The organism is Thermobispora bispora DSM 43833 (genome assembly GCF_000092645.1).
Taxonomy (GTDB): domain Bacteria; phylum Actinomycetota; class Actinomycetes; order Streptosporangiales; family Streptosporangiaceae; genus Thermobispora; species Thermobispora bispora.
On sequence record NC_014165.1, the window covers coordinates 2,573,910 to 2,597,180 of the forward strand.

Here is a 23,271-nt window from a genome sequence, read left to right on the forward strand (position 1 = left end):
AATCGAGTAGTCGAACCAATCTGAAAGGTGATTGCTATCAGTGAGCCGCTGCCGACGATAGCCCAGCTCCGCGCCTTCCTCGCGGTCGCCGATCACCTGCACTTCCGGGACGCGGCGGCCGCGCTCCGGATGAGCCAGCCCGCGCTGTCCAGCGCGATCGCCGCGCTGGAGCGGACCCTGCAGACGCAGCTGCTGGAGCGGACCACCCGCAAGGTGATGCTCACGCCGGCGGGCGAGCGCGTGAGCGTGCACGCCGCGCGCATCCTCGCCGACCTGGAGAACCTGGTCGCCGACGTGGCGCGGTCGCGGGAGCCGTTCACGGGGCCGGCCCACCTGGGCGTCATCCCGACGGTCGCCCCGTACCTGCTCCCGACGCTGCTCCCGATGTTCGCGGAGCGTTTTCCGGGTTTGAGGTTAATTGTCCAGGAAGCGAAGACCGAGACCCTCCTCGAGGAGGTCCGGGAGGGCGGGCTGGACCTCGCCCTGGTCGCCCTCCCCACCGAGGTGCGCGGGCTCGTGGAGGAGCCGCTCTACGACGAGGACTTCCTCCTCGCCCTGCCGTGCGACCACCCGCTCGCCCAGGGCACCGAGCCGCTCGGCCGGGACGTCCTCAAAGGGCTCGACATCGTGCTCCTCAACCAGGGCCACTGCCTGCGGGAGCAGGCGATCGACGTGTGCCGCGAGGTGGGCGCGCGGGCGACCATGACCACGTACGCCACGAGCCTGCAGACCCTGATCCAGCTCGTCGCGGGCGGGCTCGGGGTGACGCTCGTGCCCCGGCTCGCGGTCGCGGACACGGCGAACCGGCCGGACCGGCTCGCCCTGCGCCACTTCGCCGAGCCGCCCGGCCGCCGGATCGGCCTGGTCTACCGCGCCACCTCGGCGCGGTCGGGCGAGTACGCCCAGGTCGCCGCCGCCATCCGCGGCGCCATCGAGGCCAAAGGGCTCCCGGTGCGGGTGGTCAGGCCAGCCGCTGAAGACGGCGCACCGCCTCGTCGATGACCTCGTCCTTCTTGCAGAAGGCGAACCGCAGGTAGTGCCGCCCCCGGGACGGGTCGTCGTAGAAGACCTGGGTGGGGATGGCCACCACCCCGGCGAGCTCCGGGAGCCGCAGGGCGAGCTCGTGCCCGTCGGCGAAGCCGAGCGGGCGGATGTCCGTCTGGATGAAGTACGTGCCGGCCGGGGTGAACACCTCGAAGCCCACCGACTTCAGCCCGGCCATCAGCCGGTCCCGCTTCGCCTCCAGCGCGGCGCGCTGGGCGGCCACCCAGTCCATCTCCTCGCGCAGCGCGTACGCCACGGCGAGCTGCCACGGCGCGCTCGCGGTGAAGGTGAGGAACTGCTTGACGGTCTGCACCGCGCCGACCAGCGGGGCCGGGGCGCACACCCAGCCGGTCTTCCACCCGGTCACGCTGAAGGTCTTCCCCGCCGAGGAGATCATGACGGTGCGCTCGCGCATGCCGGGGAGCGTGGCGAGGGGGACGTGCTCCACCCCGTCGAAGGTCAGGTGCTCGTACACCTCGTCGGTGATCGCGATCAGGTCCCGGTCGCGGCAGATCCGGGCGATCGTCTCCAGCTCCTCCCGGGTGAACACGGTCCCGGTCGGGTTGTGCGGCGAGTTCACCAGGATCGCCCGGGTCCTCGGACCGGCCGCCGCCGCCAGCTCGTCCGGGTCGAACGTGAACCGGCCCGCGTCCGGGCGGAGGGTCACCGGCCGGCGCACCGCCCCGGCGAGGGCGATCGCCGCCGCGTACGAGTCGTAGTACGGCTCGAACACGATGACCTCGTCGCCCGGCTCGCAGAGGGCGAGGATCGCGGCGGTGATCGCCTCGGTGGCCCCGACCGTCACGAGGACCTCGGTCTCCGGGTCGTACTCCAGCCCGTACCAGCGCGCGCGGTGCTCGGCCACCGCCCGGCGCAGCTCGGGCAGGCCGGGCCCCGGTGGGTACTGGTTCCAGCCGCCCCGGACGGCCTCGACGGCCCGCTCCAGCATCCGCTCCGGCCCGTCGGTGTCCGGGAAGCCCTGCCCCAGGTTGATCGAGCCGGTCTCCACGGCCAGCCTCGTCATCTCCGCGAAGACCGTCGTGCCGAATTCGCGCATGCGGGTCACCAGCGGCTCGTTCACCGGGCCAGGGTAACCCGGCGGCGGGCGTCCGCGCCCCGGCGGGCCACCGCCCCCCCGGCGGGCCACCGCCCCGGACGGCCCGGTGGGCGGGCCGGCCGGGCGACCGGCGCCGCGCGGGCGCGCCCGGGGCCGGGTGCGCCGACGGGCGCGGCCGGGACGCCGGGCGCCCCGCGGCCGCCCATGGCCTGACGCGGCGCGCGGCGCCCGCCGGCGGTCTCCCGGCGCCTACCCCGGCCGATCGGCACCCGGCAGACTGGTGGTCATGACACGCGTAGCCCTCTGCCAGATCCCCGTCGGCCACGACCCCGCGGAGAACCTCAAGACCGCTCTGGACGCCCTCGCCCAGGCGCGCGGCGCCCGGCTCGCTGTCTTCCCCGAGGCGGCGCTCGCCCGCTTCGGCAAACGGGTGGTCGAGGCCGCCCAGCCGCTCGACGGCCCCTACGTCACCGGGATCGCCGAGGCCGCGCGGGAGCACGGAATCGCGGTGATCACGGGCGTGTTCGAGCCGGCCGGGGACGGCCGGGTGTACAACACCACGGTCGCCATCGACGAGCAGGGGCGGATCGCCGGCACCTATCGGAAGATCCACCTGTTCGACTCGTTCGGCGCGCGCGAGTCCCAGTTCGTCGCGCCCGGGGACACGCCGGTCGTCGTGGAGCTCGCCGGGCTGCGGATCGGGCTGATCACCTGCTACGACGTGCGCTTTCCCGAGCTCGCCAGGGCGCTGATCGACCAGGGCGCCGAGGTGTTCGCGGTGCCCGCCGCCTGGGGGTCGGGCCTGCTGAAGGAGGACCACTGGGCCACCCTGGTGCGGGCCCGGGCGATCGAGAACACCACCTGGACGATCGCGGTCGGCCAGGCGCCCCACCCGTCGATCAGCGACGGCTTCGGCATCGGCCGCAGCATGCTCGTCGACCCGATGGGCGTGGTCCGGCTCGACCTCGGCCCGTGGCCGGCCGTGCGGATCGGCGAGATCGACCCCGAGACCACCGAGCGCGCCCGGCGGACGCTGCCCTGCCTGGAACACCGGCGGCTGGGGGCCGGCCGATCGTAAACTTGCCCCCGTGATCGAGCGGAGTTCGACCGGGGACCGCCGTCCTCCGGGCGGCCCCGCGGGCCGGTGAGGGAGGCGGCATGGGCGAGGAGGCGCGGCCGGCCCTGATGCTCAAGGTGATCCCGCCCAAGCTGCTCGTGCCGTACCTCTCCGGACGGCGGACGTTCATCTCGGGCTACGTGTACCGGGCGCAGGACTGCGACCACCTGGCCACCCCGGCCGACTACGTGGCCGCCCTGGACCTGGGCTTCACCGGGTCCGAGCTCACCCCCGAGGTCCCCGAGCTGTACATCCTGCGCTGGCGGGCGCACGACGTCGACACCTACACCGTCCCGTACGGCCCGCTGATGGGCGGCGACTGGCACGACCGGCCGCCGTTCACCGGGACCGGGTTCACCTCCTCCCGGGAGCACGTGATCCCGCAGTTCCACACCATGCCGATGCCGATCCCCGCGGGCGCCGAGATCGTCCACCTCACCGCGGCCGGGGCGCGGCCGTTCGCCGTGTTCGACGGGCTCACCTGGCGGCCGGCCGGATGAGCACGCCACCCGTGGGGCTCGGCCTCATCGCCGGGTACCGGGGGCGGACCTATGTCGCCGCCATCGGGCCGGGCGACGGGGAGGTCACCCTGTTCAGCGAGACCCCGCAGCCGGGTTTCGACCGGGAGGGCGACGGCTACTGGCGGCTGCGCGTGCCCCGGGCCGAGCTGGAACGGCTCACCCTGCTGCGCACGGTCGGGGTGTTCGGCGGGGAGCCGTGCCTGGTGCTCGCCGAGGAGGAGGACGACGAGGGCGGCCTGCACATCGCGTACGCGGGCCACGACGGCCGGCGGGCCGAGGAGCTGGGGTACTGGCTCGTCGACCACGGCGCCTACGAGGTCGTCGTGCCCCCGGAGGAGGTGCACGCCATCCGGGTCGAGCAGGTGCCGGTGCCGCTCGGCGGCGATCAGGAGCCGAGCGACCGGTAGCGGGCGATCCGGGCGGCGCGCCGTTCCGCGGCGGGCGTGTCGAGCAGGCCGATGATCTCGTACTCGAGCACGCGCGCCACCCTGCGGCAGAACGCCTCGGGCTCCTCGGCGGCGTCCGGGCGCTCCGGGATGATCCGGTCGACGATGCCGTCCCGTTTGAGGTCGACCGCCCGCACCCCCTGCGCCTCGGCGATCTCGGGGGCCCGGTCCACGGTCCGGTAGAGGATCGCGGACGCCCCCTCCGGCGGGAGCGGGGAGAGCCAGGCGTGCTGGGCGCACACCACCCGGTCGGCCGGGAGCAGGGCGAGCGCCGCGCCGCCCGCGCCCTCGCCGAGCATGAGGCAGACGGTCGGCGTGTCGAGCATCACCAGGTCGGCCAGGCAGCGGGCGATCTCACCGGCGAGGCCGCCCTCCTCGGCGGCCCGGGAGAGCGCGGCGCCCGCCGTGTCGATCACGGTGACCAGGGGCAGGCCGAGCTCGGCGGCGAGCCGCATGCCGCGGCGGGCCACCCGCAGCCCGGCCGGGCCGATGCCCATGCCGGTGCGCCGGCTCCTGCGGTCCTGGCCGAGGACGACGGCGGGGGCCTCACCGAACCGGGCGAGCGCGAGCAGCAGCCCGGGGTCGTTCTCCCCGGCGCCGGTGCCGTTGAGCGGGGTGACGTCGCGGGCGGCGAGCTTGAGCAGCTCGCGCACGCCGGGCCGGTGCTCGTTGCGCGACCGGGTGATCGCCTCCCAGGCCGGCACGGCCACCTCCGCCTCCTCGGGCTCGGGGCCGCGCTCGAGCCCGGTGCGCGGCGCGCAGAGCACCTCCAGCGCCCGGATGGCGACCTCGCGCGCGTCCTCGGCCGACACCACGGCGTCGAGCAGCCCGTGGGTGAAGAGGTTCTCGGCCACCTGGACGCCCTCGGGGAACGGGAACCCGTACAGCGCCTGGAACACCCGCGGGCCGAGGAAGCCGATCAGCGCCCCGGGCTCGGCCGCGGTCACGTGGCCGAGCGAGCCCCAGGACGCGAACACGCCCCCGGTGGTGGGGTGCCGCAGGTAGACGAGGTACGGCAGGCCGGCCTCGCGGTGGGCGGCGACCGCGGCGGTGATCTTCACCATCTGGGCGAAGGCGAGCGCGCCCTCCTGCATCCGGGTGCCGCCGCTCGCGGTGGAGGCGATCAGCGGGAGCCGCTCCGCGGTGGCGCGCTCGATCGCCGCGACGAGCCGCTCGGCCGCGGCCACGCCGATCGAGCCGGCGAGGAAGGAGAACTCGCAGGCGACGATCGCGACCCGGCGCCCGCCGAGGGTGCCCTCGCCGGTGATCACCGCCTCGTCGTAGCCGCTCTTGGCCCGGGCCTCGGCGAGGTCCTGGGCGTACTCGGACCCGGGGGCGGCCCGGTCCACCACCGGCGCGTCCCAGGAGCGCCACGAGCCGGGGTCGAGCACCCGGGTGATGAGCGTGCGCGCGTCGGGCCTGGCGATCCGCCGCTGCGTGGTCCCGGTCATCCGGATCCGCCCCCCTGCTCCCGCTCGCGGAGCCACGCGAGCACCGCCTCGTTGTCCTGGCCGAGCGCGGGCGGCGCCAGGTGCCGCACGGGCTCCTCCTCGACCCCGCCGGGCGCCTCGAACCGCAGCGGCGAACCGGGGAGCTCGATCTCGCCGAGCACCGGGTGGTCGACCTTCACCAGGAGCCGCTGGGACCGGACCTGGTCCCAGGCGTAGACCTCGTCGATCGACCGGATGGCCCCGGCGGGCACGCCCAGCTCGCCGAGCCGGGCGAGCCAGTGGGCGCGGTCGTGCGCGGCGAGCGCCTTCTCGATGTCGGCGATCAGCTCGTCCCGGTGGATGAGCCGGTCCCGGTTGGTGGCGTACTTGGGCTGGTCGGGGTCGATGCCGAGCAGCTCGGCGACCTTCCGCCACTGCCCGTCGTTGGCGACCGCGAGCTGGATCATGCCGTCGGCGCACCGGAAGGCGCCGTACGGGGCGATCGAGGAGTGGTGGTTGCCGTTGGCCTTCGGCACGGTGCGGCCCACGGTCCAGGCCGTGCCGTGGTAGGAGTGGATGCCCACCACCGAGGCGAGCAGGGAGGTGCGGACGACCTTGCCGCGCCCGGTCCGCTCGCGCTCGAAGAGCGCGGCCAGCACGCCGAAGGCGCCGTGGATGCCGGCGAGCAGGTCGGCGATGGAGGCCCCGACCCGGTACGGCTCGTCGGGGGACGGCCCGGTGAGGGACATCAGGCCGGCCTCGCCCTGGGCGATCTGGTCGTAGCCGGGCCGGCCGCCCTCCGGGCCGTCGTGGCCGAACCCGGTGATCGACAGGATGACCAGGCGCGGGTTGAGCTCGTGCAGCCGGGCGACCGGGAAGCCGAGCCGGTCGAGCACCCCGGTGCGGAAGTTCTCGATGAGCACGTCGCTCTGCCGCACCAGCCGCTCGAGGAGCTCCTTGCCCTCGGCGGACTTCAGGTCCACGGTGATCGACCGCTTGTTGCGGTTGGCCGCGAGGAAGTAGGTGGAGATGTCGCCGTCCGGGCCGACGAACGGCGGGCCCCACCCGCGGGACTCGTCGCCGCCGGACGGGTGCTCCACCTTGATCACGTACGCGCCGAGGTCGCCGAGCATCTGGGCCGCGTGGGGCCCGGCCAGCGCCCTCGACAGGTCGAGAACGACGATGTCGTGCAGGGGTCCAGGCAAGATCGGCCTCCACAAGGGATTCCAGGGGGAGGGTGTCGGTCGCTCCCCGGTTCGGCGGGGCGGACCCGGCCCGACCGGCACCCGGGGATCCCCCTGGATCCGCCCGGGTGGCCGGTCAGTGCCGGGACCCGCCCCTGCGCCAACGGTCGAGGAAGTGGCGTACCCGGTCCCGGGTCCGCCGGTCGGTGGCCATGTGCTTCGCCCGCTCGACGGCGTCGCGGCCCGGCCGGCTCCGCATGTACTCCTTGACCCGCTCGATCATCGATGGCATCGGTGATTCCTCCTCGTTTGCACCCGTCTGACGGTTATGCCGGTCAGACGGGTACCCCGGCAGATCCGGTCGAATCACCCGGGCGCCATCGGGCGCGGAGCCGGCCCGGCCGCGTCACAGCACGTCGACGTCCGCGTACCGCTTGCCGCCGGAGAGCTTGGGGTAGCCCGGTCCCCGGTCGAAGAAGGCCTCCTGCGGCTGGGCGCGCATCTCCGCCCGGAGCCGCTCGGTCGCCTCCTCGTCGACCACGATGTGGTCCCGGTCCCCGGAGAGCACCACGCCGTAGTCCCGCCGCGCCCCCTCGAAGGAGACCTTGCCGTCGCGGACGTCGGCGACCACCTTCTCCACCGGGCGGTTGTACGGGTGGCCCCAGCCGCCGCCACCGGTGGTGCGGATCCGGATGATCTCCCCGGCGCGGACCGGGTAGTCGTCGACCAGGCCGTCGAGCTCCACGTCGCCCACCGTGACCCGGAACGGGGCGCCGGCCTTGCCGCCGTTCACCCCCCAGCAGGAGAGGATCGACCGGTCGGCGATCGACATGAACGACGCGTCGCGGAGCATGCGGATGTGCTTGTCGTAACCGAGGCCGCCGCGGAACTCCCCCGGCCCGCCGCTGTCCACGGCGAGCCCGAGCCGCTCCACCCGCAGCGGCCAGCGCGACTCGGCGAACTCCACCGGGATGTTCCGCGAGTCCGGCACGACGTGGATGGTGTCCTCGCCGTCCGCGTACCAGCGGCCGCCCGAGCCGCCGCCGAGCACCTCGCGCATCAGGTACGGGCCGTCGTCGGACTCGCCGTACACGCCGGTGTACCGGATGGTCTCCTGGTCGGCCGGCATCCGCCCCCCGGTCGCCTTGGCGAGCACCCCGGCGAGCACCCCCAGCAGCCGCAGGATCACGAACGTCCGGGCGTTGGTGGGCGCCGGGAAGATCGGCGTGAGCAGGGTGCCCTTCTCCGGGAAGACCATCTTGATCAGCGGGACGACGCCCTCGTTCACGTCGAGCTCGGCCATCCGCTCGGGCGTGTCGGCGAGATTGCGGAGGATCGGGGCGAGCCACTTCTTCAGGAACACCCCGTCCGCGTAGTCGCCCGCGTGGTTGATCGGCCCCTTCGCCTGGGGCGAGGTGCCGGTGAAGTCGATGGTGAGCGGCGGGTCGGCCGAGTGGTCGACGGTGAGCGTGATCCGCTGGGTGTGCAGCTTCGGCTCGTCCACGCCGTCGTGCTCGGCGTAGTCCTCCCAGACGTAGACCCCCTCGGGGATCTTCGACAGCAGCTCCCGGCGGAAGGTCTCCGTCGTGTTGTCGATGATCGCGTCGAAGCACGCCTCCACCGCCTCCCGGCCGTACCGGTCGAACAGCTCGGCGAGCCGGCGCGCCCCCATCAGGCAGGCGGAGCACTCGGCGTCGAGGTCGCCGGCGAGCGCGTCGGGCGTCCGGGAGTTGCGGGTCATGATGGTGAGCGCGGCCCGGTTGGGCACCCCCTGGTCCCACAGCTTGATCGGGGGCACCATCAGGCCCTCTTCGAAGACGCTGCGCGCCCGCGACGGCATCGAGCCGGGTACGGCGCCGCCGATGTCGTCGTGGTGGCCGAACGCCTGGACGAAGGCGACGACCTCCCCCTTGTGGAACACCGGCACGGTGACGCACAGGTCCGGCAGGTGGCCGATGCCGCCCTCGGACAGGTACACGTCGTTGTGGAAGTAGACGTCACCCGGGCGCATGGTCTCGATCGGGAAGTCCCGCACGATCGGCTGGACCAGCGCCGAGTAGGACCGGCCGGTGAGCTTGCGCAGCTTCACGTCGTGGATGCCGGCCCGGAAGTCGTGCGCGTCGCGGATCATCGGCGAGCGCGCGGTCCGCGCGATCGCGGTCTCGACCTCCTTCTCGACCGAGGCGAGCGTGCCCTGCACGATCTCCACGAGGACCGGGTCGGCGCCGTTCTTCGCGCTCATCGCTCGCTCACCACCACAAGGTTGCCGTAGTCGTCCATGGTCGCGGTGAAGCCCGGGTGCACGGGCAGGGTCGATCCGTACTCCTCGATGACCGCCGGGCCGCGCACCACGGCGCCGGCCCCGAGGTCGCCGCGGCGGTAGATCACCGTGCGGCTCCACTGGTCGAAGTAGACCTGGCGGGTCGCCACCGGGCTCGGCTCCTCGGCCTGCCGCGGCCGCCGCGGGATGGTCGGGCGCTTGATCGGGCCGATCCCGGACACCCGGAAGTTGACGAACTCGACCGCGTGGCGCGGGTCGTTCCGGTACGCGTACCCGTAGAGCCGCTCGTGCTCGGTGTGGAACCGGTCGACGACCGCGGCGAGCCAGGCGGCGTCGATCGGGCCGTCGGGCGCCGGCACCCGCACCTCGTACGCCTGGCCGTAGTAGCGCAGGTCCGCGCTGCGGGCGTAGACGTGCTCGGTGAAGCCTTCGCGGTCGAGCGCGTCGGCCGCCTGGGCCTCCAGCTCCGCGTAGAGCTCCGCCACCTTCTCCGGCGCGGGGTTGCGCGAGACGTAGGTGCGGACGTAGTCGTTCCGGACGTCCACGCTGAGCAGGCCGAACGCCGACAGGTTGCCCGGGTCCGGCGGGACGATCACCGCGGGGAGGCCGAGGATGTCGATCAGGCGGCAGGCGAGCAGCGGGCCGGAGCCGCCGAAGGCCACCATCGGGAACTCGCGGATGTCGAGCCCGCGCTCCACGGTGATCTGGCGGATCGCGTTCGCCTGGTTGAACGCGCTGATCTCCAGGATGCCGGTGGCGCACCGCTCCGGGGTGAGGCCGAGCCTGCCCGCGAGCTCCTCCAGGCCCTTCCGGGCCGCGGCCACGTCGAGGGCGATCTCCCCGCCGAGCAGGTGCGGCGGCACACGGCCGAGGAAGACGTGGGCGTCCGTCACCGTGACCTCGGTGCCGCCCTTGGCGTAGCAGAGCGGCCCCGGGTCCGCCCCGGCGGAGCGCGGGCCGACCTTGAGCGTGCCCTCGGGCGAGACCCACGCGATCGAGCCGCCGCCCGCCCCGACGGTCACGATGTCGATCATCGGGATCTTGCAGGGGTAGGGGCCGATGCTCCCCTCGGTGGTGAGGCTAGGCTCACCGTTGATCACCACGGCGACGTCGGTGGAGGTGCCGCCGCCGTCCAGGGTGATCACGCTCGGGTGGCCGGCGTTCGCCGCGATCAGCGCGGCCCCGAGGGCGCCGGCGGCCGGGCCGGAGAGCACCGTGGCGATCGGCTGGTGCACCACCTCGGCGGCCGAGAGGATGCCGCCGTTGCTCTTCATGACCGAGAACCCGCGGCCGAGCCGCTCGGTGAGGTTGCCGATGTACTGCCGGATCACCGGCTTGACCGCGGCGTCCACCAGGGTGGTGACCGACCGCTCGTACTCGCGGTACTCCCGCAGCACGTCGCTGGAGATCGAGACCACGGCCTCGGGGTGCTCGCGCGCCAGCACCTCGCGCATGCGCCGCTCGTGCTCCGGGTTGGCGTACGAGTGGAGGAAGCAGACGCCGATCGCGGTGATCCCGCGCTCCTTGAACCACCGCGCCACCCGGACGGCCTCCTCCTCGTCGAACGGCCGGACCTCCCGGCCGAGGTGGTCGAGCCGCCCTCCGACGGTCTTCACCCGGTGCACCGGGACGATCCGCGGCGGCTTCACCCAGAAGTAGGAGTTGCCGTACCCATCCGGCACGCTCTGCCGGGCGATCTCCAAGATGAACTCGAAGCCCTCGGTCGTGATGAACCCGAGGTGGGACATGCCCTCGGGACGCTCTTGGAGGAGCAGGTTGGTGGCGACCGTCGTGCCGTGGACGATCGCCGCCACCGCGCCGATGTCGCAGGAGCCGCCATAGGCCTCGAGGACCTTGTGGACGGCTGCCATGAATCCCTCGGCTGGATCGGCAGGAGTAGAGGGGGTCTTGGTGGTGATGATCTGGCCGGTCTCGTCATCCACCAGAACGACGTCGGTGAATGTGCCCCCGGTGTCGACCCCGATGCGGACGCTAGGCATATTCCGTGTTTACCGATCGGCTCCGACCCGCCGAACCGGCGCACTCTGCCGAATAAAAAGCGCCCCCTCGTCAGACCCTGCCACAGAAGATCTCCGCGCGTCCGGCTCCCGTCCGGGAATCGCGCCGGGAAACGCGCGCGGAAAACCGCGGAGAAGACTTTTCCGGGAAAACACGAATGGGCGACCCGCACGGGTCGCCCATGCCCATCGCCTGCACCGGGCGGGCGGGCCCGCCGGTACCGCGGCGGAGCGAGCCCGGCCCACCCCGGCCCGGGGCCGCCCCACCGGGCCCCGTCCCCGCCCGGCGCAGGCGTCAGCGGCGCCGCGAGCGGCCGAGGAGCCAGCCGACGACGGCGCTGCCGAGCGCCACGGCCGCCCCGAGGCCGAACGCGGTGACCAGTGACCAGGACGGAGCCCCGGCCGGGCGGGCCGGCCCACCGGCCTCCCGGGTGAACACCTTGGCGGTCTCCCGCGGTGCGGCCGCGGGCTCGGCGGCGGCCGCCTCCGGAGCGGCCTGCTCCGGAACCGCCTGCTCGGGGGCCTGCTGCCCGGCCGCGGCGGCCGCGCCCGACAGCAGGTGCCGCTCGACGGCGGTGAAGAACTCGTTCGCCATCCGCTTCGCCACCGAGCTGAGCATCCGCTGGCCGACCCCGCCGATCATGCCGCCGACGACGGCATCGGCGTCGTAGTCGACCCGGGTGCCGCCCTCGACCTCGCTGAGCCGGACCTGCACGGTCGCCTCGACCGTGCCCGGGGCACCCTGCCCCTGCGCCTTGAGCACGAACCGCTCCGGCTCCTGGGGGTCGACGAGCGCCACCTGGCCCTGGTACACCCCCTTGATCGAGGCGACGCCGGCGGTCAGCGTCATCGAATAGACATCCGTGCCGACCTCCTGCAGGCGCTCGCACCCGGGGATGGTCCGTACCAGAACCTCGGGGTCGTGGAAAGCCTCCCATAGGCGTTTGCGCTCCACCCCGAGCGTTGCACTGCCAACGACCTTCATGGGCACCTCCGATGCCGAGCACCCTAAGGATTCACTTCACCCGGGGAGAACGGCAAGATCTGCCCCCTGTCGGGCTTTCCCTCATGAAGAATTCACAGGATTTCGCGGGCCGCGCGATGGTGAAAAACGCGGCGGCCGGGCCGAGCGCCGCGGTCCCGCTTCAAAAGGGAGCGCGTGCTCCCGTTCGGGCCCGCCGGCACCGGCCCGGCCGCTCCCCCGGCCGGGATCCGCGGTCAGCCGACCGAGGCGTGCTCCCGCGCCTTGCGCAGCTCGTACAGCTCGGACGGGGAGATCGGCATCCGGTCGATGGGGAAGCCCTCCGCGTCCTCGATGGCCGAGGCGATGACCGCCGAGACCGGGATCACGCCCGCCTCGCCCGCGCCCTTGATGCCGAGCGGGTTGAGCGGCGAGGGCGTCTCCAGGTGGTCGGTCTCGATCCGCGGCACCTCGGTGGCGTACGGGATGAGGAAGTCCATGAACGAGGCGTTGAGCAGCTGCCCGTGCTCGTCGTAGACGAGCCGCTCGTAGAGCGCGCCGCCGACGCCCTGGGCGACTCCCCCGTGGACCTGCCCCTCCACGATCATCGGGTTGATGAGCCGGCCGCAGTCGTGCACCACCGCGTACTTGAGGATCTTGATCTCGGCCGTCTCGGGGTCGGTCTCCACGATCGCCGCGTGCATGCCGCTGGCGAACGTCGACCGGACGGGCGAGTAGTAGTCCTTGCCCTCCAGCCCCGGCTCCTCGCCCTCCTCCACCGGGGGCCGGTCCATGGACGTCGCCCCGGCGAACTGGGTGGCGCGCTTGGCCTCCTCGTCGAACGCGTACCGCAGCGGGTTGGCGAGCACGGCGACGGTCGCCAGCGGGATCGACACCGACGGCGCGCCGACCACGTGCACCACCCCGTCGGTGATGGTGAGGTCGCGCGGGTCGGCCTCCAGCGCCTCGGCCGCGATCTTCAGCGCCTTCTCCCGCACCTTCCGGCAGGCGAGCGCGATCGCGTTCCCGCTCATCACGGCCGCCCGGGAGGCGAAGGTGCCCACCGCGTACCCGAACCGGCGGGTGTCCCCGGTGACCACGGTCACCTTCTCGATCGGCACGCCGAGCTCGGTCGCGGCGATCTGCGCGAAGACCGTCTCGTGCCCCTGCCCCTGCGAGGTGAGGCCGGTCGAGACGTGGACCCGCCCGTCGGTGGTGATCTGGACGTGCCCGCCCTCGTACGGGCCGACGCCGGTGCCCTCGACGTAGCAGCCGATGCCGATGCCGAGCCGCCGCCCCTCCGCGGCCGCCTTGGCCTTCAGCTCCGGGAACGAGTCCCAGCCGATCAGCTTCTTGAGCATCCGCAGGGCCTCGGGGTAGTTGCCGCTGTCGTAGATGAGCGGCCGCCCGTCCTGGAAGATCAGGCCCTGGTCGTACGGGAACTCATCGGGCTGGATGAAGTTCACGGCCCGCACCTCGGTCCGGTCCTTGCCGAGGTACGCCGCGATCTTGTCCATGGTGCGCTCCATGCAGAACACGCCCTGCGGGCGGCCGGCGCCCCGGTACGGCGTGACCTGCACGGTGTTGGTGTAGAGCGAGGAGAACTCGACCCGGTAGGCGCCGATCTTGTACGGCCCGAGCAGCTGGGTCGAGGTGATGATCGGCACGATGATCCCGTACGGCGTGTACGCGCCGTGGTCGTGGAGGATGTTCACGTCCAGGCCGAGGATGCGGCCGTCGTCGTCGAACCCCACCCGGACGTACTGCACCTGGGCCCGCTCGTGGGCCGAGGAGATGAAGTGCTCCCGGCGGTCCTCGGTCCACTTGATCTCCCGGTTGAGCTGCCGGGCGGCCCACGGGATGAGGATCTCCTCCGGCCACGGGTGCATGATCTTGACGCCGAAGCCGCCGCCCACGTCCGGGGCGATCACCTCGACCTTCGGCAGCGGGAGCCCGAGCTTGGCCGCGATCGCCATCCGGACGCTGGTCGAGGTCTGCGTGGACGAGTAGACCCGCAGCGACTCGTCGTCCGGGTCCCACCGGGCGTACACGCCCCTGCCCTCCATCGGCATGGAGGCGCTGCGCTCGATGTCGAGCCGGAACGCGAGGGTGTGCGGCGCGTCCTCGATCATCTCCCGCGCCGAGCGGCCGTCGGCGGAGCGCACCTCCTGCACCAGGTGCGCGCCCACGTTGCCGGGCACGTCCGGGTGGACCAGGTGCTCCCCGCGGGCCGCCTCCTCCACGCCGATGACCGGCTTGAGCGGCTCGTACTCGACCTTGATCAGGTCGCAGGCGTCCTCGGCGACGTACCGGTCGCGGGCGACGACCATGACCACCGGCTCGCCCACGTGCCGGACCACGTCCTTGGCGAGCGCGTACGCGGTCCTGCCGTGGGTGAGCGCGGGGTGCGGGATCAGCAGCGGCAGCGGCTCGGCGATCGCACCGGGCAGGTCCTCCCACGTGTAGATGGCGACCAGCCCGTCCACGTCGAGCGCGGCCGACACGTCGATGTCGACGATCCGGGCGTGGGCGTGGGGCGACCGGACGAACGCGGCCGCGAGCGCGTCCCGGCCCAGATCGTCGAGGTACCGCCCGTTGCCGGTGACCAAGCGGGGGTCCTCACGCCGCTGCACCGGCTCCCCGAACAGCTGCGTCGTCACTGGGCCTCCTCCGCCTGGATCTCGGCGGCCCGGCGGACCGCCTTGATGATGTTCTGGTAACCGGTGCACCGGCACAGGTTGCCGGCGATGCCCTCCACGATCTCGTCGTCGGTGGGGGACGGGTTCTCCCGGAGGAACGCCGTGATGGTGGTGAGGAAGCCGGGGGTGCAGAACCCGCACTGCAGCGCGTGGCACTCGATGAAGGCGCGCTGCACCGGCGAGAGCTCGCCGTCCTTGGCGAGGCCCTCGACCGTGGTGATCTCGTGCCCGTCCGCGGTGACCGCCAGGGTCAGGCACGAGCGCACCGGCTCCCCGTCGAGGAGCACCGTGCACGCGCCGCACACCCCGTGCTCACAGCCGACGTGCGTGCCGGTGAGGCCGAGGTCGTGCCGCAGGCAGTCGGAGAGCAGCCGGCGCACCGGTACCGTCGCCTCCCGCACCACCCCGTTCACCGTGAGGGTGATGCTCCGGGTGCACTCCGTGTCGATCTCCTCTGTCCGCTCGCTCATTCCTCACTCTCCCCCGCGGCGTCGGCGGCGCTCCGCAGTGCCCGTACCGCGAGCACCCCGGTCAGATGCCGCCGGTATTCGGCGGTCGCGTGGATGTCCGCCTCCGGGTCGATCCGCTCGCGCACCGCGTCCGCGACCGCGTCCCAGTCCACGGAGGACGCCGGGCGGGCTCCGCAGACCGCGGTGACGTCGATGACCACGGGGACCGGGCCGACGCTCACGCACGCGACGCGGGCCGACCTGATCCGCAGGTCCTCGTCGAGGGTGACGGCCGCGGCCACGCCCGCCATCGCGTAGTCGCCGTGGCGCCGGGAGACCTCGCAGAACGCGGTGCCCGAGCGCTCCGGCAGCGCCGGGAAGAACGCCGACACGGCGAGCTCGCCCGGCTGCAGCGCCGTCTCCAGGGGGCCGACGAAGAACTCCGCGGCGGGGACGTCCCGCTCCCCGCGGCTGCTGGCGAGCCGTACGGAGCCGCCGAGCAGGGCGAGGACGGCGGGCATCTCCGCGGAGGGGTCGGCGTGGACGATGCTGCCGACCACGGTCCCCCGGTTGCGGATCACCGGGTGGGCGACGTGGTGGAGCGCCTGGGCGAGGAGCGGCTGGACCGCCCTCGCCTCGGCCGAGCGCTCCACCGCCCGGTGCCGGGCGAGCGCGCCCACCCGCACCCCGCCGGGCTCGGCGGTGATCGTGTTCAGCTCGGTGATCCGGTTGATGTCGACCAGATGGGCAGGGGCGGCCAGCCGCATGTTGAGCAGCGGGATCAGGCTCTGGCCGCCCGCCAGGACCTTGCCGTCCGGGCCGAGCCGGGCGAGGAGGTCGACCGCCTCGCCCAGCTCGGCCGGATCGTGGTAGCGAAAGGCTGGTGGTTTCACCGGTTTCCTGTGATTCAGACTGATGCGTCTCGTTCGGCTGGGGCCTTCTCACTCACCGCCGCCTGCGTGCCCGGCCGGTTCGCGATCCAGCGGAGCACGTGATACCCGCCGAGGACCACGATCGTGCCGAGCGCGATGCCGGCGAGCGAGAAGTCGTCGGTGATCTGGTGGGTGACCGGGCCGATGGCGAGGATGATCCCGGCGCCGACCGGGACCATGTTCACCGGGTCGGAGAAGTCCACCCGGTTCTCGATCCAGATCTTCGCGCCGAGCAGGCCGATCATGCCGTACAGGATCACGGTCACGCCGCCGAGGACGCCGTCCGGCGTGGCCGACACCAGGGCGCCGAACTTCGGGCAGAGGCCGAAGAGGATGGCGATGATCGCGGCGATGTAGTAGGCCGCGGTCGAGTACACCCGGGTGGCGGCCATGACGCCGATGTTCTCGGCATAGGTGGTGGTCGGAGAGCCACCGACCGAGGTGGCCACGACGGTGGCGACACCGTCGGCCATGACCGCCCGGCCCATGTACGGGTCGACGTCCGTGCCGGTCATCTCGCCGACCGCCTTGACGTGCCCCACGTTCTCCGCGATCAGGGCGATCACGGCGGGGAGCACCAGGACGATCGCCGAGAACTCGAAGGCGGGACCGTGGAACTGCGGCAGGCCGATCCAGTCGGCCGCGGCCACGTTCTCCAGGTTGACCCGGTAGTGCGGGGCGACCTCGCCGGTGGCCGTGGGCGAGGTGATCTGGCCGACGGTCACGTCGAGGACCCAGGAGAGCACGTACCCGAAGATCAGGCCGAGCAGGATCCCGATCCGGCCGAGGAAGCCCTTGAACAGGACGATGAAGAGCCCCGTCACCACCATCGTGATCAGCGCGACCCACTGGTCCTTGGGCCAGTAGACCTGGGCGACCACGTAGGCGAGGCCGAAGCCGATGAGCATGACCACGGCACCGGTCACCACCGGCGGGAAGATCCGGTTGATGATCCGGACGCCGAGGAAGTGGATGGCCACGCCCACGGCGGCGAGGACCAGACCGGCGACGAGGATCGCGCCGGTCACCGTGGCGTCATCGCCCTGCGCCGCCCGGATGGCGGCCACGCCGCCGACGAACGACGCGGACGAACCGAGATAGCTCGGGATCTTCCCCTGGACGATGAGCAGGAACAAGATCGTGGCGACGCCGGACATCATGACCGCGATGTTCGGGTCGAGCCCCATGACGACGGGGAACACGAACGTGGCGCCGAACATCGCGACCACGTGCTGAAAACCGAACCCGATCATCCGCGGCCAGCTCAGCCGCTCGTCGGGCTTGACCACCTCACCGGGCGCCAGCGTCTTGCCGTCGCCGTGCACCTTCCATCTGAGGGCCATGCGAGCTCCTTCAGCTACAGGCCGAGGGCCGGTGGACACCCCGCACTCGTCCCTCCGTGGCACTTGCTGCCGTTGTGTGGACTGTTTGCGGCACTGTAGGACCGGCGTCGGCGCTAGACATGGGCAGGATTTGCCAAACCGTATCGGCTAGTCGCGTCAGATGCCCCGCATGCGCAACACGTGCAGGGCGAGGGTGAGATTGAGCCTTAAGTGCGGGTCCTGGGTGAAGCAGCCGAGCATGCGCTCGAGCTTGCTGATCCGGTACCGCAGCGTGTTGTAGTGGAAGTGCAGCCGCCGCGCGGTCTCGGCCACGTTGAGGTTGGTCTCCAGCAGCACCTGGAGGGTCCGCCGCAGGTCGGCGTTGTCCGGGTCGTCGTCCCCGGCGAGCGGGCCGAGCGTCTCCTTGACGAACGCGTGCAGCTCGCCGGTGTCCTTCACCAACGAGAGCAGCCGGTAGACGCCGAGCTCGTCGAAGTGCGCGATCGCGCCGGCCCCGTGGAGCTGGCGGCCCACCCGGGCGGCCTTCAGCGCCTGGCCGTACGCCCCGGGGAGCGCGCCGGCGTCCTGGGCCACCCGGCTGATGCCGGTGGAGAACGTGCCGTCGGGTACGGCGGAGCGGGCGTCGCGGGCGAGCCGTACCGGGTCCACGGAGGAGCCGACCACGGCGACGACCTCGTGGGAGAACCCGGCGACCGCGCCGCACGGGTCGTGCTTGCGCACCGCGGCCTGCCAGGCGGAGACCATCCGGTCCTGGATCGGCCGCTCCACCGCGTCCGGGTCGATCTCCGCCACGAGCACGCACATCGGGCGCTCCAGGTCCCAGCCGAACGCCCGGGCGCGGTCGGTGACCCGGGCGCCGCCCCGGCCGGCGAGCACGTCCCGCAGGAAGTCGGCGCGGTACTTGCTCTCGACCGCGGTGATGGCCTCCTGCTTGGTGATGACCAGCGCGGCCACGGTCGCGGCCCGCTCCAGGATCTGGATCTCGCCCGCGCCGAGCGGCTCGTGCGGGCTGTACGCGGCGATCCGGCCGTAGTGGTGGCCGCCCGCCACCACGGGCACGGCCGTGTAGTGGTGGTCGGCCTCGAACACCGGGGTGATCGACGTGGCGGTCACGTCGGCCGCGGCCGCGTGGATCTCGCGTAACCGCGCCACCTGGGCGGGGTCGCCGGCGGTGGCGAGGATCCGGCCCGAGCGGTCGACGGCCGCGACCGCCACCTGCAGCAGGCCCGCGACCTCGGCGGTCACCTCGCGCAGCCCGCCGCCGGCGAGCACGATCTGGACCAGCGCCCGGTGGGCCTCCTCGGTCCGGGCGAGCATGGCCGCCTGGCGGTTGAGGATGTCGGTGAGGACCTGGTTGAGGATGTCGTCGAAGCCGACGTCGTTGGGGAGCAAGATCAGGGGGAAGGCGAGCCGGTCGGCCTGCTCGACCATCACCTCGGGCAGCTCGTCCAGGTAACGGCCGAGCTTGATCGCCAGCGCGGACAGCCCGCGCTCGTCCAGGTCGGCCACGAGCCGGTCGAGCGACTGGGGCGTGTTGCGCAGCGGATACCCGGTGGTGAGCAGCAGCTCGTTGGGCTTCACCCAGGCGAGGATGTCCGGGACCTCCATGACGTTGAGCCGCTGGACGATGCGGCCCAGCCCGTCCTTTCCGGCGATGAGCTGTGCGTCGGCCAGGGTGGAGACCTCGAGCACTTCGCCGACCGAGATGCCGTGCAGGATCTTTCCGGTACTCGCCAATCGCAGCGCCGGGGGCGCCGGCTCGTTCGTCATCGCGCAACTCCGGGGGGTGCCGGGCCTTCCTTGTGGCGCCGATTGTGCACGAGGTCACCTCCTGTCAGGAAGAGCCAAGCATCCGGCCGACTGTTGGCAGCTTTCTCCGTACGGTGCCGGGGCGGCGGACTCTACCGTCGGAATCGCTTGTCGTCAGGAGGTCCTGTGAGCGTTGGCACGCGCCTGGAGCGGCGAACGACGGGGAAGTGGGGCCGTACCCGCCGGCAGACCGTCTTCGCCGGCGGCGCGGCCAGCGTCGCCCTGCGCCCGGCGGTGCAGGCGCCACGGCGCCCGGCCCGCGTGCTCGCCGTGTTCCCCGCCGCCGCCTACCTGGAGGTGCGGAGCGGGGCCGAGCCGCGGGTGATCGCACTCGTGACCCCGGACGCCGTCCGGCCGCCCAACGCGATCGTGGTCGGCTTCGCCGGGCAGGCCGGGCCGGCCGACCTCGCGGCCGTGCTCTCCTGCGATGACGAGGCCTGGGTCGGAGAGGGGATGGCCGGCGCCGGGCGGCTCTGCGTCACGGTCCACCGCTGGTGGGACCCGGCGCCCCCGCTCGGCGCGGCCGATCCGGAGTCGCTGCGGCGAGGCCTCGCCGCGCTCGACGAGATCATCGCCACCGCGCCGCGGCGGCCGGGGCTCGACCTCGGCGGCGACGCCGCCCGGCTCGCGGCGGGCTGCCGCACCGGCTCGCTCGCCGACGCGGTCACCGCGGCGGAACGGCTCATCGGGCTCGGCCCGGGCCTGACCCCGAGCGGTGACGACATGCTGTGCGGCCTGCTCGTCGCGATGCGCCGGCTCGGTCACGCGGCCGGGGCGCCGCGGGCGGTCTGGTTCGCCGACTGGCTCGCCGCGACGGTGACGTACCACGCCCGCACCAGCACGACGCCGATCTCCGCCACCCTCCTCCACTGCGCCGCCCGCGGGGAGGCGTCCCGGGAGGTGCTCGCAGTGCTCCACGGCCTCACCGGCCGCCGGCCGCTCGCCCCCGCGGTCCACCGCCTGCTGGAGGTCGGCCACACCTCGGGCGCCGACCTGCTGTGGGGCATCCACGCCGGCCTGTCCGCCGTCCTTGTCCATTGGGAGCGTCCTTGAACGATCTGGTCGAAGTACGCGCAGGCGTCTACCACGACTCGGTGACCCTCATGCGGGTGAGCCAGGCGCTCTCCGCGCGGCCCGGGGTGGAGGTCGCCGTCGTCGCGATGGCCACCGAGCTCAACGTCGCACTCGCCCGCGATCTCGGCTTCACCGTGCCGCCCGCCACCCCGGGCGACCTGCTGATCGCGATCCGCGCCGCCTCGGAGGACGAGCTCTCCGCGGCGGTCGCCGAACTGGACCGGAGGCTCGCCGAGCGGACGGCCGGCGGCGGCGCCGGCCGGCAGGACGAGGCCCACCCGCGCACGACCCGGTCGGCCGCGCGGTCGTGGGACGCGACCATGGTCCTGGTGAGCGTTCCGGGCGAGCACGCGTTCGCCGAGGCGCTCGACGCCATCGAGGCCGGGCTCTCCGTCATGATCTTCAGCGACAACGTCCCGGTGGAGCAGGAGATCCTGCTCAAGGACCGGGCGCGGGAGCGCGGCGTGCTGGTCATGGGCCCGGACTGCGGCACCGCGGTGGTCGCCGGGGCCGGCCTCGGCTTCGCCAACGTCCTCCGGCCCGGGCCGGTCGGGGTGGTGGCCGCCTCCGGCACCGGCGCCCAGCAGGTGACGAGCCTGCTCGACCACGCGGGCGTGGGCGTCAGCCACGTGCTCGGCGTGGGCGGCCGGGACCTGTCGGCGGAGGTCGGCGGGCGCTCGGCGGTGCAGGCGCTGCGCGCGCTCGACGAGGACCCGGCGACCGAGCTGATCGTGCTGATCTCCAAGCCGCCCGCGCCCGAGGCGGCGGCCGCGGTCCGCGAGCTCGGGCTCACCAAGCCCGTGGTCTACGCGCTGCTCGGGCCCGGCCAGGAGGACCTCACCACGGCGACGGAGAAGGTGCTCGGCGCCCTCGGCCGGCCGGTGCCGGAGTGGCCGTCGTGGCCGGCCCCGGGTGAGCCCGCGCGGCCGGCGCCGCAGAGCCTGCGCGGCCTGTACTCGGGCGGCACGCTCTGCACCGAGGCCGAGCTGATCGTGGGCACGGGCGAGTTCACCGACTTCGGCGACGACGCGTACACGCGGGGACGCGCCCACCCGATGATCGACCCCACGCTCCGCCTCGAGGCGCTCGCCGAGGTCGACTCCGGCGTGGTGCTCCTCGACGTGGTGCTCGGCCACGGGGCCGACCCCGACCCGGCCGCGAAGCTGGCCCCGGCCATCGAGGCGGCCCGGGCTCGGGGGGTGAACGTGGTGGTCGCGCTCATCGGCACCGAGGGCGACCCGCAGGGCCTGCGCACTCAGGCCGCCCGGTTGAACGAAGCGGGAGCGGCCGTGTTCACCTCGAACGCGGCCGCCGCCCGGCACGCGAGGTGGATGATCGGAGCCGCATGACCCTCTCGATGCTGAACCAAGAGCCGCGTGTGATCACGGTGGGGGCCGCCCTCCTCGACGAGGCCCTCGACCGGCAGGCCGTGCCCCGGCGGCCGGTGGACTGGCGGCCGCCGCTCCCCGGCACCTCGGAGGCGCTCGCCAAGGTGCTCGCCGACCCGCGCCGCGAGGAGGCCAACCGGACCGCGGTGGGGCGGATGCTCTCCGCGCGCCCCCAGCTCGTCGGCGTCCGGCCGGCCCGGGAGGTGCTCGGCCTGGAGCCGGGGACGTTCTTCCACGCCGGCCCGCCGATCACCTGGGAGCGGGCCTCGGGGCCGATGCGCGGCGCCCTGATCGGGGCGATGCTGTTCGAAGGGCTCGCCGCCACCCCGGAGGAGGCGGAGGCGGCCCTGGCCTCGGGCAAGGGGATCACCCTCGACTCCTGCCACCACCACCGCGCCGTGGGCCCGATGGCGGGGGTGGTGAGCCCGTCGATGTGGATGTTCGAGGTCGTCGACGCCGAGCACGGCGGCACCGCGTACTGCTCGCTCAACGAGGGCCTGGGCAAGGTGCTCCGCTACGGCGCCTACGGGCCGGAGGTGATCGAGCGCCTGCGGTGGATGGGCGAGGTGCTCGGCCCGGTGCTCCAGGCGGCGCTGCAGAAGACGGGCCCGATCGACCTCAAGACGCTGATCGCCCAGGCGCTGCAGATGGGCGACGAGCTCCACAACCGCAACCGCGCCGCCACCTCGCTGCTGCTGCGCGAGCTCGCCCCGGCGATCGTGGACGCGGCCCCGGAGCGCGCCGCCGAGGTGCTGCGCTTCATCAATGGGAATGATCATTTCTTCCTGAACCCCGGAATGGCCGCGGCGAAAGTCAGCGCGGACGCGGCGCGCAACGTTCCCGGATCGAGCCTTGTCGTGGCGATGGCCAGAAACGGAACCGATTTCGGAATTCAGGTTTCCGGGCTCGGCGACCGCTGGTTCACCGGGCCGGCCGGGATTCCGGACGGGCTCTACCTCGGCGCGTACGGCCCGGACGACGCCAATCCGGACATCGGCGACTCGGCGATCACGGAAACCGTGGGCCTCGGCGGGTTCGCGATGGCCGCCGCCCCGGCGATCGTGCGGTTCGTCGGCGGGGAGGTGAAGGACGCGTTCGCCGCCACCACCTCGATGTACGAGATCACCCTGGCCGAGCACCCGGCCTACCAGATCCCCGGCTTCGGATTCCGCGGCACTCCGGTGGGGATCGACGTCGCGCTCGTCGCGCGGACCGGGCTGCTCCCCGTGATCAACACGGGAATCGCCGGACGGGTCGCGGGAACGGGGCAGGTGGGCGCCGGATTGGTGCGGCCGCCGGTTGAACCGTTCGTCGCCGCCCTTCATGCCCTGACTGAGGTGTGAATTCCCTTTGACCGCGTTTTCACTCTAGTATCGGTGGCCGACCTCAGTTACCGGTGATCTCGCACGATCCGGTTGGGGGATCATGCGAATCGAGCGCGGATTGGGGACCTTTCCATGACGACCGATCGCTTGCTCGGTATGGTCCCCCCCATGCCGGAAGGCCAGCGATCTTCAG

The 23,271-nt window shown here is 72.9% G+C and carries 19 protein-coding genes; 7 read left to right on the forward strand and 12 right to left on the reverse strand.

The window, feature by feature from the left end:
- Positions 1-27: 27 nt before the first annotated feature.
- The gene (locus TBIS_RS10990) at positions 28-1,002 is read left to right on the forward strand and encodes a LysR substrate-binding domain-containing protein (RefSeq protein WP_013132460.1); all 975 of its coding nucleotides are present in this window, start codon (positions 28-30) and stop codon (positions 1,000-1,002) included.
- Here the strand turns inward: TBIS_RS10990 and TBIS_RS10995 are convergent.
- Entirely contained in the window at positions 962-2,125 is a 1,164-nt protein-coding gene (locus tag TBIS_RS10995) for a pyridoxal phosphate-dependent aminotransferase (RefSeq protein ID WP_083785260.1), read from the reverse strand. The genes TBIS_RS10990 and TBIS_RS10995 overlap by 41 nt on opposite strands.
- A gap of 262 nt (positions 2,126-2,387) precedes the next feature.
- On the opposite strand from TBIS_RS10995, the gene TBIS_RS11000 reads away from it, so the two are divergent.
- The 3 genes from TBIS_RS11000 (at position 2,388) to TBIS_RS11010 (ending at position 4,146) form a co-directional block, all read left to right on the forward strand.
- On the forward strand, positions 2,388-3,179 hold the full coding sequence (locus TBIS_RS11000) for a carbon-nitrogen hydrolase family protein (RefSeq protein WP_013132462.1): 792 nt from the start codon (positions 2,388-2,390) through the stop codon (positions 3,177-3,179).
- A gap of 80 nt (positions 3,180-3,259) precedes the next feature.
- Complete coding sequence (locus TBIS_RS11005; protein ID WP_013132463.1) at positions 3,260-3,718, forward strand: hypothetical protein; 459 nt, start codon at positions 3,260-3,262, stop codon at positions 3,716-3,718.
- Positions 3,715-4,146, forward strand: coding sequence for a hypothetical protein (locus TBIS_RS11010; RefSeq protein ID WP_013132464.1), 432 nt, complete (start codon positions 3,715-3,717; stop codon positions 4,144-4,146). The genes TBIS_RS11005 and TBIS_RS11010 overlap by 4 nt, the downstream gene beginning before the upstream one ends.
- Here TBIS_RS11010 and TBIS_RS11015 read toward each other — a convergent pair.
- The 11 genes from TBIS_RS11015 to TBIS_RS11060 all read right to left on the reverse strand — a co-directional run bounded on the left by TBIS_RS11015 (position 4,125) and on the right by TBIS_RS11060 (position 19,252).
- Positions 4,125-5,636, reverse strand: coding sequence for a carboxyl transferase domain-containing protein (locus TBIS_RS11015; RefSeq protein WP_013132465.1), 1,512 nt, complete (start codon positions 5,634-5,636; stop codon positions 4,125-4,127). The genes TBIS_RS11010 and TBIS_RS11015 overlap by 22 nt on opposite strands.
- Positions 5,633-6,820, reverse strand: coding sequence for a CaiB/BaiF CoA transferase family protein (locus TBIS_RS11020; RefSeq protein ID WP_013132466.1), 1,188 nt, complete (start codon positions 6,818-6,820; stop codon positions 5,633-5,635). The genes TBIS_RS11015 and TBIS_RS11020 overlap by 4 nt, the downstream gene beginning before the upstream one ends.
- A gap of 115 nt (positions 6,821-6,935) precedes the next feature.
- Positions 6,936-7,091 (reverse strand): hypothetical protein, encoded by a 156-nt coding sequence (locus TBIS_RS19310; RefSeq protein WP_013132467.1) that lies wholly within the window; start codon positions 7,089-7,091, stop codon positions 6,936-6,938.
- 114 nt (positions 7,092-7,205) lie between these two features.
- Positions 7,206-9,041 carry a hydantoinase B/oxoprolinase family protein gene (locus TBIS_RS11025; RefSeq protein ID WP_013132468.1) on the reverse strand — a complete coding sequence of 612 codons (1,836 nt, stop codon included), beginning with the start codon at positions 9,039-9,041 and terminating at the stop codon, positions 7,206-7,208.
- Positions 9,038-11,080 carry a hydantoinase/oxoprolinase family protein gene (locus TBIS_RS11030; RefSeq protein WP_013132469.1) on the reverse strand — a complete coding sequence of 681 codons (2,043 nt, stop codon included), beginning with the start codon at positions 11,078-11,080 and terminating at the stop codon, positions 9,038-9,040. Before TBIS_RS11030 ends, TBIS_RS11025 begins: the two co-directional genes overlap by 4 nt.
- A 313-nt stretch (positions 11,081-11,393) precedes the next feature.
- Complete coding sequence (locus tag TBIS_RS11035) at positions 11,394-12,083, reverse strand: SRPBCC family protein (protein WP_013132470.1); 690 nt, start codon at positions 12,081-12,083, stop codon at positions 11,394-11,396.
- Positions 12,084-12,316: 233 nt separating this feature from the next.
- Entirely contained in the window at positions 12,317-14,719 is a 2,403-nt protein-coding gene (cutA, locus tag TBIS_RS11040; protein ID WP_013132471.1) for an aerobic carbon-monoxide dehydrogenase large subunit, read from the reverse strand.
- Entirely contained in the window at positions 14,716-15,228 is a 513-nt protein-coding gene (locus tag TBIS_RS11045; RefSeq protein ID WP_013132472.1) for a (2Fe-2S)-binding protein, read from the reverse strand. Before TBIS_RS11045 ends, cutA begins: the two co-directional genes overlap by 4 nt.
- The gene (locus tag TBIS_RS11050; protein ID WP_013132473.1) at positions 15,225-16,100 is read right to left on the reverse strand and encodes an FAD binding domain-containing protein; all 876 of its coding nucleotides are present in this window, start codon (positions 16,098-16,100) and stop codon (positions 15,225-15,227) included. Before TBIS_RS11050 ends, TBIS_RS11045 begins: the two co-directional genes overlap by 4 nt.
- Positions 16,101-16,114: 14 nt before the next feature.
- On the reverse strand, positions 16,115-17,482 hold the full coding sequence (locus tag TBIS_RS11055; protein WP_013132474.1) for a uracil-xanthine permease family protein: 1,368 nt from the start codon (positions 17,480-17,482) through the stop codon (positions 16,115-16,117).
- A 156-nt stretch (positions 17,483-17,638) separates the two neighbouring features.
- Entirely contained in the window at positions 17,639-19,252 is a 1,614-nt protein-coding gene (locus tag TBIS_RS11060) for a PucR family transcriptional regulator (RefSeq protein WP_013132475.1), read from the reverse strand.
- 165 nt (positions 19,253-19,417) lie between these two features.
- Here TBIS_RS11060 and TBIS_RS11065 point away from each other — a divergent pair, with 165 nt between their 5' ends.
- Genes TBIS_RS11065 through TBIS_RS11075 form a run of 3 tightly spaced genes read left to right on the forward strand, consistent with a single transcriptional unit; the run spans position 19,418 to position 23,096 of the window.
- Positions 19,418-20,344 carry an oxamate carbamoyltransferase subunit AllH family protein gene (locus tag TBIS_RS11065; RefSeq protein WP_013132476.1) on the forward strand — a complete coding sequence of 309 codons (927 nt, stop codon included), beginning with the start codon at positions 19,418-19,420 and terminating at the stop codon, positions 20,342-20,344.
- The gene (locus TBIS_RS11070; RefSeq protein WP_013132477.1) at positions 20,341-21,714 is read left to right on the forward strand and encodes an FdrA family protein; all 1,374 of its coding nucleotides are present in this window, start codon (positions 20,341-20,343) and stop codon (positions 21,712-21,714) included. The genes TBIS_RS11065 and TBIS_RS11070 overlap by 4 nt, the downstream gene beginning before the upstream one ends.
- Positions 21,711-23,096, forward strand: a complete 1,386-nt coding sequence (locus TBIS_RS11075) for a YlbE family protein (protein WP_013132478.1) — start codon at positions 21,711-21,713, stop codon at positions 23,094-23,096. Before TBIS_RS11070 ends, TBIS_RS11075 begins: the two co-directional genes overlap by 4 nt.
- Positions 23,097-23,271 lie beyond the last annotated feature (175 nt).